The 18,222-nt window shown below is 71.6% G+C and carries 14 protein-coding genes; 4 read left to right on the top strand and 10 right to left on the bottom strand.

The annotated features are described in order from the left end of the window. Positions 1 to 15: 15 nt before the first annotated feature. The 5 genes from ACFYZZ_RS41175 to ACFYZZ_RS41155 all read right to left on the bottom strand — a co-directional run bounded on the left by ACFYZZ_RS41175 (position 16) and on the right by ACFYZZ_RS41155 (position 7,333). Positions 16 to 3,831, bottom strand: coding sequence for a lipopolysaccharide biosynthesis protein (locus ACFYZZ_RS41175; protein ID WP_389187893.1), 3,816 nt, complete (start codon positions 3,829 to 3,831; stop codon positions 16 to 18). Further along, on the bottom strand, positions 3,824 to 4,624 hold the full coding sequence (locus ACFYZZ_RS41170) for a polysaccharide deacetylase family protein (protein ID WP_389187890.1): 801 nt from the start codon (positions 4,622 to 4,624) through the stop codon (positions 3,824 to 3,826). The genes ACFYZZ_RS41175 and ACFYZZ_RS41170 overlap by 8 nt, the downstream gene beginning before the upstream one ends. 34 nt (positions 4,625 to 4,658) lie before the next feature. After that, a complete protein-coding gene (locus ACFYZZ_RS41165) occupies positions 4,659 to 5,690 on the bottom strand; it encodes a glycosyltransferase (RefSeq protein WP_389187887.1) in 1,032 nt (343 codons plus the stop codon). Next, positions 5,687 to 6,508 (bottom strand): glycosyltransferase family 2 protein, encoded by an 822-nt coding sequence (locus ACFYZZ_RS41160; RefSeq protein WP_389187884.1) that lies wholly within the window; start codon positions 6,506 to 6,508, stop codon positions 5,687 to 5,689. Before ACFYZZ_RS41160 ends, ACFYZZ_RS41165 begins: the two co-directional genes overlap by 4 nt. A 390-nt stretch (positions 6,509 to 6,898) precedes the next feature. After that, positions 6,899 to 7,333, bottom strand: coding sequence for a hypothetical protein (locus ACFYZZ_RS41155; protein WP_389187881.1), 435 nt, complete (start codon positions 7,331 to 7,333; stop codon positions 6,899 to 6,901). Between the two features lie 271 nt (positions 7,334 to 7,604). Between ACFYZZ_RS41155 and ACFYZZ_RS41150 the strand changes: the two genes are divergently transcribed. Next, the gene (locus ACFYZZ_RS41150) at positions 7,605 to 8,411 is read left to right on the top strand and encodes an SGNH/GDSL hydrolase family protein (RefSeq protein WP_389187878.1); all 807 of its coding nucleotides are present in this window, start codon (positions 7,605 to 7,607) and stop codon (positions 8,409 to 8,411) included. A 3-nt stretch (positions 8,412 to 8,414) separates the two neighbouring features. On the opposite strand, the gene ACFYZZ_RS41145 is transcribed toward ACFYZZ_RS41150, so the two are convergent. The 4 genes from ACFYZZ_RS41145 to ACFYZZ_RS41130 form a co-directional block, all read right to left on the bottom strand. Continuing rightward, complete coding sequence (locus ACFYZZ_RS41145) at positions 8,415 to 10,034, bottom strand: protein kinase (RefSeq protein ID WP_389188053.1); 1,620 nt, start codon at positions 10,032 to 10,034, stop codon at positions 8,415 to 8,417. 27 nt (positions 10,035 to 10,061) lie between these two features. Then, the gene (locus tag ACFYZZ_RS41140; protein WP_389187875.1) at positions 10,062 to 11,684 is read right to left on the bottom strand and encodes a nickel transporter; all 1,623 of its coding nucleotides are present in this window, start codon (positions 11,682 to 11,684) and stop codon (positions 10,062 to 10,064) included. After that, positions 11,681 to 13,345, bottom strand: a complete 1,665-nt coding sequence (locus ACFYZZ_RS41135) for a tetratricopeptide repeat protein (protein ID WP_389187872.1) — start codon at positions 13,343 to 13,345, stop codon at positions 11,681 to 11,683. The genes ACFYZZ_RS41140 and ACFYZZ_RS41135 overlap by 4 nt, the downstream gene beginning before the upstream one ends. Positions 13,346 to 13,443: 98 nt before the next feature. After that, positions 13,444 to 14,985, bottom strand: a complete 1,542-nt coding sequence (locus ACFYZZ_RS41130) for a DUF4331 domain-containing protein (protein WP_389187869.1) — start codon at positions 14,983 to 14,985, stop codon at positions 13,444 to 13,446. Positions 14,986 to 15,196: 211 nt separating this feature from the next. On the opposite strand from ACFYZZ_RS41130, the gene ACFYZZ_RS41125 reads away from it, so the two are divergent. From ACFYZZ_RS41125 to ACFYZZ_RS41115, 3 genes are all read left to right on the top strand, one after another. Next, positions 15,197 to 15,739, top strand: coding sequence for a sigma-70 family RNA polymerase sigma factor (locus ACFYZZ_RS41125; protein WP_389187867.1), 543 nt, complete (start codon positions 15,197 to 15,199; stop codon positions 15,737 to 15,739). Then, positions 15,736 to 16,554, top strand: coding sequence for an anti-sigma factor domain-containing protein (locus tag ACFYZZ_RS41120; protein WP_389187864.1), 819 nt, complete (start codon positions 15,736 to 15,738; stop codon positions 16,552 to 16,554). The genes ACFYZZ_RS41125 and ACFYZZ_RS41120 overlap by 4 nt, the downstream gene beginning before the upstream one ends. Before the next feature lie 126 nt (positions 16,555 to 16,680). Further along, a complete protein-coding gene (locus tag ACFYZZ_RS41115) occupies positions 16,681 to 16,965 on the top strand; it encodes a hypothetical protein (protein ID WP_386574599.1) in 285 nt (94 codons plus the stop codon). A gap of 42 nt (positions 16,966 to 17,007) precedes the next feature. On the opposite strand, the gene ACFYZZ_RS41110 is transcribed toward ACFYZZ_RS41115, so the two are convergent. Next, complete coding sequence (locus ACFYZZ_RS41110) at positions 17,008 to 18,204, bottom strand: CaiB/BaiF CoA transferase family protein (RefSeq protein WP_389187860.1); 1,197 nt, start codon at positions 18,202 to 18,204, stop codon at positions 17,008 to 17,010. Positions 18,205 to 18,222 lie beyond the last annotated feature (18 nt).

The following is an 18,222-nucleotide window of genomic DNA, read 5'->3' as shown; positions in this document are numbered from 1 at the left end:
ACCACCCCGTACCCGTCACTTCATCGTCAGGAACCGCTGCACCAGCGAGGCCAGCAGCACCGCCAGCAGCGGCAGCGAGAACCAGAAGCTGCCCTGCAGCCGGCGCAGTTGCCTGGTGCTCGGCCGCGCCGCGACCCGGACCACCTCGCGCGCGGTGAGCAGCAGGACCAGCGCGACGGCGGCCAGTGCGCCGACCACCGACCACGACGTCCACGTCACCTGCGGCCCGATCCGGCCCGGGTTCGGCTCCGGCACCGGGCCCGCCGGCTGCTTGCGCAGCGCGTACACGGTGACGTCGTCGTTGACCAGGACCTGCGTCAGCTCCTGCCGGTTGTCCAGGTTGTGGATCAGCCGGGACTTCCAGGTCGCCGAGTAGCCCGCGTCCAGCTCCAGATAGGTGACCTGACTCTCGTTGATCATCAGATACGAGTTCGGGCCCGCGTCCTTGAGCGCCTTGACCAGCCCGGACACCAGCACCGGGTCGACGGGTGCCAGGGTCGGCACGTAGTTCACCCGCTCCATGTCCCGGGCGCCCCACGGCATGGCCGGGGTCACGTCGTTGACCGTGTCCTGGCTCAGCCACAGCAGCCGTACCGTCGGCCGGTCGTGGGCGTACACCCAGTCCATGGCCGCGACCTCGCCAGGCCGGGTCCGCTCGAACGACTCGTTGCCCCACCGGGCCACCAGGAAGCCGCCCATCAGCAGCAGCCCGGCCAGCAGCGCGGCCAGCGGGGCGAGGCTGACCCGCTCCTTCTCGCGTTCCTGCGCGGTGACGCCGGTGCGCGGGAACAGGGCGAGCGCGCCGAGCAGGGCCGCCCCCGGTACCGCGAACATGAAGACACGCAGCGCCATCTCGCCGCCGTACGACTGCATGCCGAAGCCCAGGAACGGGACGAAGGTGAGCACCAGCAGCGACCGTTCGCGGTACCGGTGAAAGCGCCGCCGCCACCAGCCCCAGCAGGCGAGGGCCAGCACCGAGCCGGCCAGCAGGACCCGGGTGTACAGGACCAGCTTGTGCGTCGAGTTCCCGCCCTGGATACGGCCGGAGACCGAGGTCGAGACATTGCTGCCGACTCCGCCGACCCCGCCGAAGAGGTCGTCGAAGTGCCCGGACCAGTACGGCTCGGCCATGAAGCCGACCCAGGCCGCGACCAGCACCGCGAACAGGATGGGCAGCCCGCGCAGTTCGGACCGGCCGAGCAGCACCAGCGCGGCGAGCACGCCGAGCATCACGAACGGGGTGAGCTGGTGCGCCGGGACGCTCGCCGCGTACAGGCCGATCAGCACCAGGAGCAGCACGGCCCGTTGGCGCCGGTCGGCGGGTTCTACCTCGGCCTCGCCGGGGCGGAACTTCGTCCAGATCACGTGGGGGGCGCGGAACCACACCAGCAGGATCGCCACGAAGACGAGGTACAGGAGGAACGTGAAGCCCTGCGGGGAGAAGTAGTCCTGGCCGACCCAGCCGCTGAGCACGAAGAGCCACACGCCGGTCCACTTGGCCCGCCAGCTCGCCCGCAGCGACCGGGTGAGCAGGAACATCGGGGCCAGATAGGCCAGTTGGATGGCCGTCGGCCACCAGCGGATGATCTCCGTGAAGTCGTCGACCCCGCACGCCCGGGCGACGAACGCGGCCACCGCGAAGAATCCCGGCCAGCTCCAGCGGGCGTCCAGGTCCGGTACGGCGGACCCGGTGCGGTCGATGTAGTCGATGAAGCCGAGGTGCTGCCAGGCCGTCGCGAACCGTGGCTCGGTCTCCAGCACCGCGGGCAGCGCGTGCAGGGACACCACGGTCGCCAGCAGTGTGACCAGCAGCAGGGCCCGGTGCTCGCGGCGCAGCCAGAGCAGCGAGGCGAACACCGTGATCAGCAGGGCGGCGCCCACCAGCGTCGGCATCGGCAGCACGGAGACCAGGCCGAGCCCGCCCATCTTGTCGAGGTCGGCCTCGCCGAGCCGCAGCGCGGGCACCCAGTACAGCAGGAGCGCCGCGATCAGCAGACAGCCGAGGACGACACCGGAGCGGGTGAGCCGTGGACGGGTCGGTGGTGCGGACGACTCCTCGTCCACGGCCTCATCCACTGCCACGTCCGGGGATTCGTCCACGACTTCGTCCACCGCGGCATTATCGGGCGCCCCGGCCTCGAACGGCGCGTCGACCTCCGCCTCCTTCAACAGCGCCACCTCGAACGGCGCGTCTACCTCCGCCTCCCTCAGCAGCGCCGCCTCGGCCGGACCCAGTGACGCCTCCGCGCCCGGTTCCGGCTCCTCGACCGGTCGCGGCACGGGCGTGCCCGCGGGCGGGGTGCCGGGGCCCGGGCGGACGTCCGGCCGGCGTTCGACGTGGTCGAAGTCGACGTGGATGCCGAGCGCGAGGGTGTCGTTGTCCAGCGCCCAGGCCGGGCTGTGCCGGTGGGCCGAGGCGACGGCCGGGACTTCGCGCACTCCCAGGTCGGCGAGGTCCCCGTCCGGTGCCGCCGTCTCCGGCAGGGCGGGAGGTGCGGACCGGATGGTCCGCCACAGCTTCGGCGCCGCGATCGCGACGATCACCGCGAGGCTGGAGATCTCGGCGACGCCCGCTCCGGTCAGGCCCATCCGGGGCAGGAGCAGCAGCGTCAGGCCGAGCACGAGCACGCACAACAGGCCCTGCAGCCAGGCGAGTCCGGCGGTACGGCTCTGCGCGCGCAGCACCGCGAAGTACGTCTCCATGACGACCCGCAGCACCGCGCCCACCGCGAACCAGCGCAGCAGCGGGGTCGCCGCGTCCGCGTAGCCGGCGCCGAAGACGCCCAGGATCCACGGGGCGCCGACGAACAGCACGCTCGCGATCGGCAGCATGATCCGGGCCATCCGCTTGAGCGCGGCACGGGTGTCGGCGGCGAGCCGCCCCGGGGCGTGCGAGCCCTCGACCGTCAGGGACGCGCCCATGTTGATGGCGAGCAGGTTGATCGTGCCGCCGATGGTGGTGGTGATGTAGAAGTACGCGTTGTCCTCGGAGCTGACCTGCGAGGCGATGATCACCGGGACGAGGTAGACCACGGCGAGCGAGAAAAGCGAGCCGGTGTAGTCGCCGGCGAGGAACCGCCCGATCTCCCTCACCGTCGGCGGCCTGGCGTGGTTCTCGGTCGCCCTGACGTGCCGGGGCACCAGGCGCCGGAACACCAGCCAGCCCAGCGGCACCACCGAGGTGGCGATCGCGGCGACCCAGGACACGAAGACGCCGGTGGTCGGGATCGCCACGGCGAACGCGACGAGCAGCCCCAGCTTCACCGCCGAGAACACGGTGTTGCCCACCGGCACCCAGGGCGCGCTGCGCAGCCCGGTCAGCACGCCGTCCTGGAGGGTGAGCAGGTTCCAGGCGACGACGGCCAGGATGAAGCCGAGCCCGTTGAGCGGACCGTGCAGGAAGCGGTACGACGGCCCCCACGCGTCCAGCGTCAGCAGGAAGATCCCCGCAGCCACCGCCACGACCAGCGAACTTCCGGCGTAGGTACGGAAGATGAGCCGTCCGGTGCGCTGCCCGGACACCGGTATGAAGCGGGCCAGGGCGCCGGTCAGGGTCACCGCGGTCAGCCCCGCGAGCAGCTTCATCGCGGCGATGGCGGCGGAGCCCTGCCCGACCGCCGACTCGGAGTAGTAGCGTGCCGCGGCCAGCCAGTAGCCCAGCCCGAGGACGGCGGAGATGCCGGTATTGAGCATCAGCGCGTAGGCGTTGCGGAACAGCTGGTTGCCGCCGGACCCCCGGCCCGCCCCGGGCAGGCGGAGGCGGCGCCCCGACTGCTCGGGCGCCCGGTCCTCGGGCGTTGCGGCCTCGGTTGTGGTGGTCGTGTCAGACACGGGAACGGATGGCCTTCCGGCGGACCTGCCGGGCTCTGCGGACGAGGGCGTACCCCTTGGTCAGAGCGCGGTCCTTGGCGAAGTTGCGGGCGATGGCACGGCCCTGGAGCAGCCGCTCGAACTCCTCGACGTCCGTGCCGCGACGGACGGTGACGCGTTGCAGGGCGTACGGCCCCTGGCGGCGGCGGGCGAGCCCGTTGCCGACGGCGAGCGCCTGGCCGTACCCGGCCTCCCGCACCGCGACGCGGACCCGGCGGCTGGAGTAGCCGTACGGGTAGGCGAACGACACCGGCCGTGCGCCCAGTTCGCCGGTGACGATCTCCGTGCTGCGGACCAGTTCGGCGCGCAGGGCGGCGTCGTCGAGCTGGTCGAGCTGAGGGTGGGAGTGGCTGTGCCCGCCGATCTCGATGCCGGTGCCGGCGAGGTCACGCACCTGCTGCCAGTCGAGCATGGCGTCCAGGCCGCCTCCGGTGTCGTACGCGCCCCTGATCCAGCCGGTGGAGACGAACAGCGTGGCCGGGAAGCCGTGCTTGGCGAGCACGGGCAGAGCGTGCCGGTGAACCCCCTCGTAGCCGTCGTCGAAGGTGATCAGCACCGGCCGCTCGGGCAGCGGGCGGCCGGAGCGCCAGCGGGTCGCGAGGTCGGCGGTGGTGACGGGGGTCAGGCCCAGGTCCCCGATGAGTGCCATCTGCTCGGCGAAGGCCTCCGGCGCGACCGAGAGGGCCCGGGTGGCGTCGTTCGGTGCGCTCGCCACCGCGTGGTACATGAGGATGGGTACGGCGGTGTCGCTCATGGGCGTTCCCTCTCGGTCCGTACGCCCGTGCGGCTCATGGGCGTTCCCCCTCCTCCGTCCCCGCGCCCGTGTCGCTCCCCGGTGTGCTCGCCGACGCGACCGGCACGACGGAGAACGCCGGCCCGCCTCGCCGCGCCCGCACGCTGCCCACCACATAGCCGCCCGCCGCGGCGAGCACCCCCGCGACGATCGCGCCCGCGCGTCCGGCGCCCCCCGGGCGGGCCAGCAGGGCGTCCCGCAGGCCGCGGGCGATCCCGGCGGGCAGGACCCGGGTGGTGTACCGGCGTTCGGACTCGAGCCCCTTGCCGGCGCCGACGCTGCGGGCCACCAGCGCCTTGGACAGGCCCTCGGCGTAGGCGCGGGTGCGGAAGTACGCGAAGTGCTCGCGGGCGGCGGGCACCCGATGGTGGATCACCGCGCGGTCGTCGATGAGCAAGAGCGCGTCGGGGCGGGCCCGGGTGAGACGGATGCACAGTTCCGTCTCCTCGCAGCCCAGCGGTCGGCGGTCGCCGTCGCGGCCGATGCCGGTCGCGAAGCCGCCCGCCGCGTCGAACGCGGTACGCCGGAACGAAGCGTTCCCGCCCAGCACGTTGCGCACCCGGACCCGGCCCGGCGGCAGCCCCCGGTAGGTGCAGCCCACCACCCAGTCGAACTCCTCCGGGAACCAGGCGGGACGGCGGCCCGAGGCCCAGACGGGCAGCGTACGGCCGCCGACCGCCAGCACCCGCGGGTCGGCGTATCCCTCGGCGAAGCGGCGCAGCCAGTCCCGCTCGGCCACGGCGTCGTCGTCCAGGAAGGCGATCACCTCGCCGTGCGAGGCGGCCACTCCGGTGTTGCGGCCGGCCGACAGACCGCGCGGGCCGGCGTTGGCGAGCACGCGCACGTCGCCGGCCTCCTTGTACTCGCGGTCCAGCCTCTCCAGCAGGGCCCGGTTGTGGTCGACGACCAGGAGCGTCTCCAGCGCCGGATACGACTGCCCGCGCACCGAGGAGACCGCCGCGAGGATGTCCTCCCAGCGGTCCTCGGTGTACACGCAGATCACGACGGAGATGCCGGGATCTCTCAAGACACCTCTCCCCGCCCGATGTTCAGCAGTCGTTCCTGGTGGGCCTCGCGGCGCAGGGCGCGCCGGTTGGAGCGCTCGGCGAGGATGACCTTCAGCACCCGGATCCCGTCCCGTACGGCCCGCAGATTGCTCGTGCCGTGGATGCGGAGGTACTCGTGGCTGGGGATCTCCTGCACCTTCAGTCCCGCCTTGACCACTCTGATGTTCATCAGCGTCTCGACCTCGAAGCCGGTGCAGTCGAGTTCGATCTTGTTGAGGCAGTGTCGCCAGAACGCGTTGTACCCGTAGCAGAGATCGGTGTAGCGGGCGCCGAACTTGCGGTTGACGACGGTGCACAGCGCCCAGTTGCCGAGCTTGCGGATGAAGGTCATGTCGTCCGTGCCGCCACCGTTGGCGAAGCGCGAGCCCTTGGCGAAGTCGGCGCCCGAGACGAGGGCGGAGACGTACGACACGATCTCGTTGCCGTCGGCCGAGCCGTCCGCGTCGACCATCACGATGATGTCGCCGGTGCACGCCTCGAACCCGGTGATCAGGGCATCCCCCTTGCCCTTCCCCTGCTGCGCGACGACGCGCACCCCGGGCCACAGCGAGCGGGCCACTGACACGGTGTCGTCGGTGGAATTGCCGTCCACAAGAACCACTTCGTGTATCCAGTCCGGAAGGGTCTTGAAGACGTAGGGCAGATTCTCCGCCTCATTCATGGCGGGGATCACCACGCTCACCGGCGGAGTGATCGCCAGGTGAGAGGAGATGGGCCGGTAGTGGGCGGCCATTAAAGGATCCTGGCCCGAACTCGGCGGATGCAGAACGGAACTCATGAGTGTGGTCCCTCTCGTCCGGTGGACCGCCCGCCCCTGGGCGGCCCGGCTCTTTGCTCCGGTTCGAAAGGGGGGTTCTCACCCGCGGCACGGCGAAACGGTCTCCGTGCACGCGGACGAGCTGGCAAAGCTGGCCGGGCTGCCGGACAAAGACGACAGCCGGTCGCGCGGCACGGCCCGGTCACCAGTGCGGTCACCGAGCACGGCACCCCCCTACCGCGCCCCGCGCCGGAACGTCACGGCCCTGAGCCCTCCCCTGAACCGTGTGCTGACGGACCGATGCGGGTGAGATGTACGACGATATTGACGATTGAAGCAGAATGGCAAGACCTGGAACGGCATCTCACGTTTTTGTTGGTTTAGCCATTGCGTAACTTAGGCCCGGCTTCATCACTCTTGTGCCGGTTTCCTCGTACGGAATTTCTCCCGGCCGAGGACGAGCAGGAGCAACAGCACGCTGAGCGCGGTCACCGCGACCACACCGCCGCGGACCGACCAGCGGTGCACGGCGAGCATGCCCTGAGCAACCAGCATGTCCAGTGCGACCGAGCCCGCAAGCGCGGTGAGCGCCCGGCCGAAGGGATCCAGCCCGCGCAGCGCCGCCCCGATCGCCACGGCCGGCGCCGCGAGCAGGAAGAACAGCGTGCACGGACCGCGCAGCGGTGAGTCGGCGTCAGTGAGCGCGAGCAGTGCGCCGATCGCGCCCACAGCCGTGGCTGCCCCCGCGAGCAGCGGAGACAGGTCCCTCCCCGGACCTTGCCGCGCCCGCTCGGCGTCGTCCCCGGCACCGTCTGCCGAAGGTGTCTTGATGCGTAAGGTCTGCATTGGCGACTTTGCCCCCCGACGCGCCGGATGTCGGGCTTCAATGTGGCGCAGGCCTCTGTGGACCGTCAAGACGACGTCCCTTCGTGAACGTGTGTTCCCCGGCGGCCTTTTGGAGCCTCGGTCTGGCATGCACACGCCAGCAGCGTGAATGTTCTGGGCCGATCCCGTCGAGACGTCGTTGAGGGCTAAAAAGTCTTGGCATGAACACTTCCAGTCAACACGCGTAGTTGCTACGACAGTTGTGGCAGAGATCCTGCTAAAGGGAGGTTCCATGAGACGTTCCCGATTTGCGGCATACGTGACCTCACTCCTCCTCGCCACCGGCCTCGCCCTCACCGGGGCCGCCACGGCGCAGGCCTCCACAGTTGCCGCGAACGGCGGTTATGTGGCGCTCGGCGACTCCTACTCCTCCGGAGTCGGAGCGGGCAGCTACATCAGTTCGAGCGGCAGCTGCGACCGCAGCACCAAGGCGTACCCGTACCTGTGGAACGCCGCTCACAGCCCGTCCTCGTTCGCCTTCAACGCCTGCTCGGGCGCCAAGACGGACGACGTGCTCGCCAATCAGCTCGGCTCCCTCAACTCCTCCACCGCCCTGGTCTCGATCACCATCGGCGGCAACGACGCCGGCTTCGCCGACGTCATGACGACCTGTGTGCTCCAGTCCGACAGCTCGTGCGTGTCCCGGATCAACACGGCGAAGGCGTACGTCGACTCCACGCTCCCCGGCAAGCTCGACGCCGTGTACAACGCGATCAGCGCCAAATCCCCGTCCGCCCGGGTGGTCGTCATCGGCTACCCCCGCTTCTACAAGCTCGGCCAGACCTGCCTCGGCCTCTCCGAGACCAAGCGGTCCGCGATCAACAGCGCGGCCGACTACATCGACGCAGCCATCCAGAAGCGCGCCCTGGACCACAACTTCGTCTTCGGCGACGTCCGCACCACGTTCACCGGCCACGAGATCTGCTCCGGCGACTCCTGGCTGCACAGCGTCAACTGGCTCTCCATCGGCGAGTCGTACCACCCCACCGCGGCCGGCCAGTCCGGCGGCTACCTGCCGGTGCTCACGAACGCGGCCTGACCCTCACGAGGCCGAAGGTGAAGCGGAGGCCCCGCCCGTCGGGGTCTCCGTCGTTGCACAGGTCACCGTGAAAGGCACCGAGTTCGACGTGGTCCGCACCGGACTGCGCACCTCCACGCTGATCTCGTTCTCGATCGTCCCGCTGTCGGAGTAGGCGGTCACGACCACCTGCACCTGCTGGGTCTTCCCGCCGTCCGCGGGGAACGACAGCGTCTTCCACCCCGGGTCGGAGACCGACCCGTGCGCGAGCACCCACCGGTACTCCACCTGCGCGGGCACCCGCCCCACCGTGAACGTCGCCGTGAACGTGGGCGCCTGCGCCGTCGGCGGTGGGCAGTTTCCGTCGTACTCCGTGTGCGCGCCCGTCAGGGTGACCCGCACGGACTGGGCCGGCTGACTGCTCGCCGTGGCGCTGCTGCTCTGCGCGGGAGGCGGGGCCGCGGTGTCCGAGCGGGCGCTCGCGCTCGGGCTGGGGGAGTGCGTGGCGCCGCTCGCCCGGCTGGTGTTGGCGCCGGTGTTCCCGCCACCGCTGCCGCTGTTCCGGTTGAGCAGCGCGTACGTCAGTCCCGCCACCGCCAGGACGACCGCGAGGAGACCGGCGACCAGCACCACGCCGGCCCGCCGGTTGCGTCGCGGCTCGACGGAGGTGGTCTGCGGCTGCGGGTACCCGGTGGACAGGGGCATCGGCGGTGTGGGAGAGGGCCGCCCGGACTCGGCCGCGATCGTCGGGGCGTACGGCGAGGCCTGCACCGAATCCGGGCGCGCCGGTCCGAGGGTCTCGCCCGCCGCCACGATCCGCAGATCGTGCTCGGCCCGGTCGCCGGACAGCCGATCGGCGGGATCCTTGCGCAGCAGGCCGTCGATGACCGGGGCGAGAGGTCCGGCCCGGAGCGGCGGCGGCAACTCCTCGTCCACCACGGCACGCAGGGTGCTCAGCGGAGTGTCCTGCCGGAACGGGGTGTTGCCCTCGACGGCCGCGTACAACAGGACGCCCAGCGACCACAGGTCCGACTCCGGGCCCGGTGTACGGCCCAAGGCCCGCTCCGGAGCCAGGAACTCGGGCGAGCCGATCACCTCACCCGTCATGGTCAGCGCCGAACTGCCCTCGACCGTCGCGATGCCGAAGTCGGTGAGGACGACCCGGCCGTCGCCCGCCAGCAGCACGTTGGCCGGCTTCACGTCCCGGTGCAGCACCCCGGCGGCATGCGCGGCACGCAGCGCGGCCAGCACCTCGGCACCGATGTGCGCGGCCCGCTGCGGCGGCAGCGGACCCTCGGCCTCCAACTGGTCGGCGAGGGACAGCCCGCGCACCAGCTCCATCACGATCCAGGGGCGGCCGCCCTCCATCGCCACGTCGTACACCGTGACCACGTTGCGGTTGGTGACCCGCGCCGCCGCCCACGCCTCGCGCTCCAGGCGGGCGTACATCCGCTCGACGTCCGAAGCGGGCAGCCCGGCCGGGGCCCGCACCTCCTTGACCGCCACCTCACGGTGCAGCACCTCGTCACGGGCGCGCCACACGGTGCCCATGCCGCCCTCGCCCAGCGGGGACAGCAGGCGGTAGCGGCCCGCGATCACACGTTCACGGCCCGGCTCTTCGGACACGGGCGACCCCCACGGCATCTCACGTGAATTCTCCACAAACGTAGCTCAGCCGAGCGCGGATGCGGCCCCCTTGAGCACCAATCCGGCACCCAGGGCGACGACGACCAGCGCGGACGCGAGCGGCAGGGTCCGGCGCACGAGGGTGGCAACCGGGTGGGCGGTCCAGCGCGGGCGCCGGTCCAGCACCCGGGTGACGCCCGCGCCCAGCCGGACGACGGCGAACCCAGCCGCCGTGAGCGTCAGCGCCAGCCCGGCGCCGTACGCCACGACGAGCAGCAGCCCGAACCAGGCCTTCCCGAGCGCCGCGGCACCGACCAGCACGACGACCGCGGAGGGGCTGGGGACCAGACCGCCGGCGAACCCGAGCAGGATCGTGCCGCGGAGGGTGGGGGCGGTGGGGTGGCTGTGGGTGTGGCCGCCGTGGGTGTGCACCACGCCGTGGTCGTGCCCGTGTTCGTGTTCGTGTTCGTGTTCGTGCTCATGGTGGTGATGGTGGTGGCCGTCGTGGTGGTGGTGATGGTGAGAGCGGGCTGCTTCCTCGTCCTGGTGTGCGCCCACCAGGGCCAGCGGGCGTTCTTCGGCTTCCTCGTGCGTATGCGGGTGGGGATGGGGGTGGGGATGCGGATGTTCGTGAGTGCGGTTGCGCCAGGCGCGGCGTACGAGGTTCGCGCCCGCCACGAGCACCAGGGCGCCGCTGGCGATGCCCAGCCAGGCGATGACCGAGGGCGTGGCGGCGGAACCGGCCGTGACGAGCAGGCCCAGGGCGACCACGCCGAGGGTGTGCGTCACCGTGACCGAGGCGGCCAGGGGCAGCACGTCCCGCATCCGGGCCCGGCCGCCGCGCGCGGCCGCCGTCGCGGCCATGAGGGTTTTGCCGTGGCCCGGAGCCAGGGCGTGCATCGCGCCGAGGACGACGGCGATGAGCAGGGCCAGCGCGGCGAAGCCGAGGGTGAGGTCGTGGCGGGCGACGAGGTCGTCCAGGGCGCGGGTCCAGCGGTCGGCGCCCCGCGGCAGTACGGAGGCGCCCGGGGCGTCCTGCCGCTCCTGCGCCAGGGCCGGGCCGCCGGGGCGCACCCGCAGCGAGGCGGCGGCGGTGTCGGCGGGGGAGGACAGCAAGTCCTTGGGGTAGCTGGTGAGTTCGTGCGAGACCGACTTCTTCGGTACGTCCGTCGCGGTGAGCGTCATGCGGTCGCCGCGCGCGGTGATCTCCCGCCAGCCGGGCCCGGTGGTGGCACCCGCGCTGTGAAAGCCGAGGGCGACGGACTTCCCGTGGGGGAGCGGTGCGGTGAACCGGCACTCCACGCGCAGCGTGTTGAGCCCGGCCTGCCCGGGCCGCAGGCTCGCACGGGCGGAGCCGGGGGTGAGCGGGGCGGAGTGTCCGCCGACGGTGAGCCTGCTGCCCTTCGCGGCCGCGGCACAGCGCTGCTCGGCCCAGGTGGACAGGCCCAGGCGCTTGATGTCCGGCTTGGCCTGGGTGGCCGGGATCTCGGCGAGGTCCTCCACATGGTCGACGCGGAGCTGTCCGGGGGCGGCGACGAGACCGTCGTAGCGGTTGACGGTGAAGTTGCCGAGGGGGTGCGCGCTCGCGGCCGCGGCCGGGGTGAGCACGAGGGCGCAGGCGGCGGTGAGGACCGCCGCGGCACAGGCGAGCGGGCGACGGAGGTTCACTGGGCGGCCTCCAGCGCCTTGCGGGCCTGGGCCGCGCCCAGGGGGGAGAAGCCGGGGTTCAGTTTCAGGGCTGCCTTCAGCGAGGTGCGGCCGTCCTTGGTGTGGCCCGTGGCCAGCTCGATCATGCCGCGGTGGTAGCGGAAGGCGGCGCTGCGGTAGCCGGTGGCCGTGGCCCGGCGGGCGTAGGGAAGTGCTTCCTTGTCCCGGCCGTTGACGTGCAGTGCCCAGGCGAGGGCGTCCGCGGTGTGCACGGTGTGCCGGCGCGCCCACTCGGCGCGGGCCGCGCGCAGGGCGGACGCCTTGTCGCCGTGGTCGGCGGCGGCCAGCGCGGTGTCGAGGTCGGCGTTGACGCCGTTGGCGCGGGCCAGGGCGATCCAGGCGTCCACGAGCGCGTACTGGTCGTGCGCCCTGGCCCTGTCGCCGGCTGCGCCTCGGGCCTCGTACAGCTCGCCGAGTTCGACGAGGGGTCCGGGCAGCGGATAGCGGGAGACCACGGTCTCCAGGCCCTTGATCGCCTCGTCCCGGTCGCCGCTCGCCGCCTGGGCGCGGGCCCGGCCCTCCAGCGCGGGGAGGTAGTTCTCGTCGGCGGCCAGGGCCCGGGCGTAGTAGGTGAGTGCGGAGTCGTAGTCGCCCTGGTTCCAGGCGAGTTGGCCGAGCTGGGCGGCCACGTAGGCGACGTCGCCCGGTGAAGTGGCCGCGTCGAGGGCCTGCTTGAGCACGCGCCGGGCGGTCGTCACGTCGCCGCGCAGCTCGTGCACGTACGCGTACCGCGTGAAGACCGGCACACCCGGCTTGCGCGTGTCGGCGGTCCTGGCGGCCTTGTCCGCTTCGGCGTACCGGCCCAGTTCGACCAGGGCGTCGATGCGCGAGGACAGGGCGCGCTCGCTGTACGGGTTCTGCTTCAGGGCCTGGTCCGCGTAGGTCAGGGCGTCCTTGAAGTCGTGCCGCGCGGCGGCGAGGGCGGCCCGGCCGGCCAGGGCCTGGTCATTGCCGGGGGACAGGTCCAGGGCCCGCTTCAGGGCCTTCTCGGCCTGTGGGTACCGGGCCGGGTCGCCCTTGGTCCGCGCCTGCTCGACGTAGGCCAGGCCGAGGGTGGCCCAGCTGCCGAAGTCCCTCGGCTGGGACCGCAGATGCACCTGAAGTGCGGTGATGCTCGCGTCCAGGTTCCCGCTGCCCAGCACCCCGGGATCGACGGCAGTGGAGGCGGCCGCCACCGCGGGTCCGCCGTCCCGCGCCGCCCCGACGGCGATCGCTCCACCCGTCAGCGCCACGGCCAACAGCGCTGCACAGCTGCCCAGTTGAACCGCTCGCCAGCGCCGCCCGGTGGCGGCGACCCGGCGGACAGCGGCGACGCGCTGATCGGTGCCGGACGCGAAGGAACACGACTCGGAGACGACGGCCGCGGTTTCCGCCACGGCGGGGTCTGCCCCGCCCGCGACCGGCTCCGCCTGGGATGCGGCCGGCTCGGTTTCGGACCGGGCCTGACCTGTTTCGGACTCGGCCGCCCCCGCCTCGGATCCGGCCGGCCCCGCCTCGGATCCGGCAGGCCCCGCCTCGGACCTGGTCGGATCGGCTTCGGGAGCGGAAAGTGCCGAAGCGCCGTCCCCGCCCGTGCTCACCGGCCGCTCGCCGGCCTCGTCGTCGTTCGTACGCGGGGACATGCCCTCTCCTCGGTCGCCTGGTCGTGCTCGGAAGAAAAAGGGCGCGGCCCGCCGTGGGGGAGGGGGATACGGGCCGCGCCGGTCAGGGGGTGTGGGGTTTAGTACGGGCGCTGCATCCGGCGGCGCCACCAGGCGAAGGCGGTGCCGATCAGCAGGATCCCGGCCGCACCCGAGGCCGCCGAGGCGGCGATCAGCATCGTGTTGCCGGAGCCGTCGGAGGAGGACCCGGCCGGCTGCAGGGCGTCGCCGAGCTGGCTGCGGACGTCGGCGTTGCCGGACGTGCCCTTGGCCAGGGCGCCGCGGGAACCGGCCGTCGGCTGGGCCACGTACGGGAAGTACTTCTCGAAGCCCTTGTCGTTCTTGTCGACGGCGTCGCCCAAGTCGTTCTTGGAACCGACCAGTTCGCCCTCGACCACCTGGAGGGAGGCGTCGATCACGTCGTCCGTGAGGCGACGGCCGTTCGGGAAGCCCGCGTTGTCACCGTCGAGGACGCCCAGCCGCTTGGGGTGCATGCTCGGCTTGATCGAGGTGTTGAGGCGCAGCTCCTCCGCGGGCTTCACGTACGGCGGCTGGTTGAGGCCCTTGACCCCCTTGAGGAACACGTCGACGAGGTCGTTGCGCGGCTCGGCGGGTGCCTTGATCTTGTAGATCGACTCGATGAGCTTCGGCAGTTCGGGGTTGGTCACGTTCTTCAGGAACTGCGCGTCGTACCAGGGCTGGGACGCGTTGAACTTGTCCTTGTCCTTCTGCGGGTTGACGACCTCGTTCACCAGCGGGTTGCCCAGGCGCGAGACCTGCTCGTAGTAGCCCTGCGCGTTCTTTCGCTGGGTCGTCGACCAGATGCCGACGACCGGCTGCTTGGACGACTCGCGGATCAGGTCGTTGGGCACCTGCAGCGCGATCGTGTTGACGTTGTAGCCCTTGAGCGTGTCCCGTCCGACCTCGGAGAGGTTCCCGCCGTAGAGCAGGTCGAAGACCCGCAGGTCGGCGAAGAACGGGTCGTCGGCCTGGCCGGCGAAGGTCGCGCCGCCGCCCGCCGTCTTGTAGATGGCCTGGGACCGCAGCTTGCCGTAGTCCGGCATCGACGCCTTGCCCACGTTCGACGGCGCGACCGGCACGTTGTCCGCGAGCCGTGTCTTGGAGACCACCTTCTGGTTGTGCAGCTTGACCAGGTCGATGTCGTACGTCTGCGTGATGTTCAGGTTCGGGTCGTCGAGGCTCTTCACCGCCCCCGTGTTGTAGAGGAAGGTGTTCTTGTTCTTGACGTGCGTCTTGAACATGTAGCGGAACAGCAGCTCGCCCTGCGCGTCACCGTTGTTGTCGACGTGGATGTCGTACTGCGCGTCGTCCGCGAACGTGTAGAAGTTCGGTCCGCCGGCCGGCTCCTCGAAGGGGATCCAGTTGGCCACGATCGTCGTCGTGTCCGGCTTGTCCGGGCTCACGAACGCGTACAGGTCCGTGTTGTCGTACTGCGGGGTCCCCGAGATCAGCGGGGCCTCCCGGTGGGAGGAGGCGGATGCCGCCCCGGGTTCCAGCGTGGCGACGCCGGCGGCTGCGAGCCCTCCGGCGGCCAGCGCACCACAGATGAGCGTGACCAGGCCCTTGCGTCCCGTGCCGCTCCTGGAGATGAGAGGTGTCATGCCGTCCGTCCTCAGTGCCAACTTGCCTTGACGGACGGGTATACGGAGCCGGGATGCCGATCGGATTGGTCTGACGGAAAAAATCTTTTCCCCTTTTCAGACCCGCGTTTTCGGCATGCTGATCCGTATCACCCGCCGGAGGTGTGCGCTCGTGCGGATGCGTGGAGTCAGAGGCAGGGCGGTCGGCTGCGGCCACAGAAGGGGGAACGGGGTGGAGGCTGACGAACTGCTCGTGCTCGTGGCGGGCGGTGACCAGCGGGCGTTCGAGGATCTGTATGCAGTGGTGTCCGGACCGGTGTTCGGGCTCGTACGACGGGTGGTGCGCGACCCCGCCCAGTCCGAGGAGGTCGCCCAGGAGGTGCTGCTCGAACTGTGGCGCTCCGCCGCCCGGTTCGACCCCGCCCGGGGCAGCGCCCTCTCCTGGATCCTCACCCTCGCCCACCGCCGCGCCGTCGACCGGGTGCGCAGCGCCCGCGCGGCCGGCGAACGCGAACAGCGCGAGGCCCAGCGAGCCGGGGAGCCCGCCTTCGACCAGGTGGCCGAGGAGGTCGAAGCCGGTCTGGAGCGCGAGTGGGTGCGCCGCTGCCTGGACCGGCTCACCGCACTGCAGCGGCAGTCCGTGACGCTCGCCTACTACGACGGCTACACGTACCGTGAGGTGGCCGAGCGGCTGAAGCTGCCGCTGGGCACGGTCAAGACGCGGATGCGCGACGGACTCACCCGGCTGCGCGAGTGTCTGGGAGGTGCCGCATGAGCGTCCTCGGCCGCATGCTGGGCCGCGAGGATCTGCACTCCCTCGCCGCTCCCTACGCGCTCGACGCCCTCGACCCCGCCGAGCGGCGCCGCTTCGAGAAGCACCTCAAGGGCTGTGACCGCTGCGCCGCCGAGGTGCGGGCCCTGTCCGAGGACGCGGTGCGCCTCGCCTGGTCCACGGCGGCCCCTGCGCCGGCCGCCCTGCGCGACCGGGTCCTGGCCGCCGTCCGCACCATCCCGCAGGAGCAGGCGCCCGCGCCCGCGCGGGAGCGCTCACCCCAACTGCCGCCGCACGTCTGGGGCACCCAGCCTCCGCCGTCGCGCACCCGTACGCCCCGTGGGCGCCCCCTCTTCGTCCCGTTCGCCACGGCGACCGCCGCCGCGGCCCTCGTCGTCGCCTCCCTCTTCGCGGTCCAGGCGAACCGCACCCGGGACCAGCTCGACGCCGAACGGGCCCAGGCGCGTGAGATCGCACACGTTCTGGCCGCTCCCGACGCCCGCGCCGCGAACAGCGAGGATGCGCGGGGCCGCAGTATCGGAGTAATCGCCTCCGCATCGCAGGGGCGGGCCGTCGTCACCCTCAGCGGATACGGCACCCCGTCCGGCGGCCGCGTGCACCAGCTCTGGCTCATGCGCCCCCATGTGCAACCGCGCTCCCTCGGGCTCTTCGCGGGCGACACGCCCTTGGTCGCCAAGGGTCTCGGGAAGTCCTCGACGTCACTCGCTGTAACCGTCGAGCCTGACGGAGGGTCAGCGCAGCCCACCGGCCAGCCGCTTGTCCAACTCACCCTGAAATCGGTCGGATTCGGAGAGTAGTCGTCGAGGGATGGTCAACCGCCTTGCGGGGAAGGTGAATCCTGTGGGCGCGATACACGCGTGCCCCACTGGGGAGATAGGGTTACTCTGCCCGGGCCGGGTGGACTCGTACGGGTGGGGAGTGACATGGAGCAGATAACACGGAGCAGGGCCAGGGTCCCTGCTATCACCTGCGGGAGCAGCGCGACCAGTTCGCGCCTCGACCGCCATCTCTCGGTGCTGGCGGGTCCCGCCGTACCGCACCAGAAGGCGGCCGAGGCGACTTCACTGATGCGCGAGCTGACGGCACGTGACACTCCGCACGAGCGCAGCGACCGAGGCAGGCGGGTCAGCCGCGTCTCCCTCTTCGCGCCGCTGCGTCGGCTGCGCCGCTCGCTGTTCGGCGGTCGGCGGACAGTGAGCGGTCACTGAGCGCACCGGCAGTCCCTGGAGTCCGATCCAGGAGGCCCGCGCTCAGGCCGCCACACCGTCCCGGCGCAACGCTGCGATCTCGTCGTCCGTCATCCCCACGGCATGCAGCAGCGCCCCGGTGTGCTGTCCGAGCGCGGGCACATCACCCATCCGCGCGTCGTCCCCGCCCGGCAGTGTGATGGGAGGCAGCAACGCCTTCAGTGGCCCGACCGGCGAACCCACCTGACGCCACCGCTCCCTGGCCGTCAGCTGCGGATGTTCTGCCAGCTCGTGCAGGTCCCTGAGCCGTGCGCAGGCGATGCCCGCCTGCTCCAGCCGGGCCAGCGCCTCGTCCGCGCTCAGCGCGCCGAGCGCCCCGGCGACCAGCTCATCGGTCCGTTCCCGGTTGGCCACCCGCGCCGCATTCGTCGCACAGGCCGGATCCGCCCCCAGTTCCGGCCGTCCTATGACCTGCTCGGCGAGCCGTCGCCACTCACGGTCGTTCTGCACCGACAACAGCACCCGCCCGCCGTCGGCCGTCGCATAGGCGTCGTAGGGCGCGATGACGGCGTGTGCGAGCCCGGTACGGGCCGGGGGCTCACCCCCGTGCATCGCGTGGTGCAGCGGATGTCCCATCCACTCGGCGAGCGCCTCCAGCATGGACACCTCCACCGGCCCGCCCCGGCCGGTCGTGCCGCGCCGCACCAGCGCGGCCAGCACCCCCGAGAAGGCGTACATGGCCGCCGCGATGTCCGCCGCAGGGATCCCCGCCTTGACGGGCTGCCCGGGCGTACCGGTCACCGACACCAGCCCCGCCTCGCACTGCACGAGCATGTCGTACGCCCGCTTGTCCGCGTACGGCCCCGAGCGGCCGTACCCCGAGATGTCCACGGCGATCAGCCGCGGATCCGCCGCGCACAGCGTGGCCGCGTCGAGCCCCAGCCGGGCCGCGGCTCCCTGGGCGAGGTTCTGCACGAACACGTCCGCGTCCGCGATCAGCCGCCGTACGACGTCCAGGCCGCGCGGGTCCTTGAGGTCGAGGGCGATGGACTCCTTGCCCCGGTTGCACCACACGAAGTGCGAGGCGAGACCTCCGGCCGCGGTGTCGTACCCGCGTGCGAAGTCGCCGCCGTCGATCCGCTCCACCTTGATGACCCTGGCCCCCAGGTCGGCGAGCTGCCGGGTCGCGAAGGGCGCGGACACGGCTTGTTCGACGGCGACGACGGTGATGCCCTCCAGGGGCAGCGGGAGAAGATCCATGGGGTGGATGATCTCCCC

It is taken from the genome of Streptomyces sp. NPDC001816 (assembly GCF_042892235.1).
Lineage (GTDB): Bacteria > Actinomycetota > Actinomycetes > Streptomycetales > Streptomycetaceae > Streptomyces.
Note: the sequence above shows the minus strand (reverse complement) of the source record. Positions and strands in the feature narration are given on the sequence as shown.

What these genes read in the sequence shown, in the direction of transcription:
- ACFYZZ_RS41145 (WP_389188053.1), bottom strand. Translation starts at nt 10,034, where the DNA reads ATGCCGTGGGGGTCGCCCGTGTCCGAAGAGCCGGGCCGTGAACGTGTG.
- ACFYZZ_RS41110 (WP_389187860.1), bottom strand. Translation starts at nt 18,204, where the DNA reads ATGGATCTTCTCCCGCTGCCCCTGGAGGGCATCACCGTCGTCGCCGTC.
- ACFYZZ_RS41160 (WP_389187884.1), bottom strand. Translation starts at nt 6,508, where the DNA reads ATGAGTTCCGTTCTGCATCCGCCGAGTTCGGGCCAGGATCCTTTAATG.
- ACFYZZ_RS41155 (WP_389187881.1), bottom strand. Translation starts at nt 7,333, where the DNA reads ATGCAGACCTTACGCATCAAGACACCTTCGGCAGACGGTGCCGGGGAC.
- ACFYZZ_RS41170 (WP_389187890.1), bottom strand. Translation starts at nt 4,624, where the DNA reads ATGAGCGACACCGCCGTACCCATCCTCATGTACCACGCGGTGGCGAGC.
- ACFYZZ_RS41115 (WP_386574599.1), top strand. Translation starts at nt 16,681, where the DNA reads ATGGAGCAGATAACACGGAGCAGGGCCAGGGTCCCTGCTATCACCTGC.
- ACFYZZ_RS41150 (WP_389187878.1), top strand. Translation starts at nt 7,605, where the DNA reads ATGAGACGTTCCCGATTTGCGGCATACGTGACCTCACTCCTCCTCGCC.
- ACFYZZ_RS41130 (WP_389187869.1), bottom strand. Translation starts at nt 14,985, where the DNA reads ATGACACCTCTCATCTCCAGGAGCGGCACGGGACGCAAGGGCCTGGTC.
- ACFYZZ_RS41135 (WP_389187872.1), bottom strand. Translation starts at nt 13,345, where the DNA reads ATGTCCCCGCGTACGAACGACGACGAGGCCGGCGAGCGGCCGGTGAGC.
- ACFYZZ_RS41120 (WP_389187864.1), top strand. Translation starts at nt 15,736, where the DNA reads ATGAGCGTCCTCGGCCGCATGCTGGGCCGCGAGGATCTGCACTCCCTC.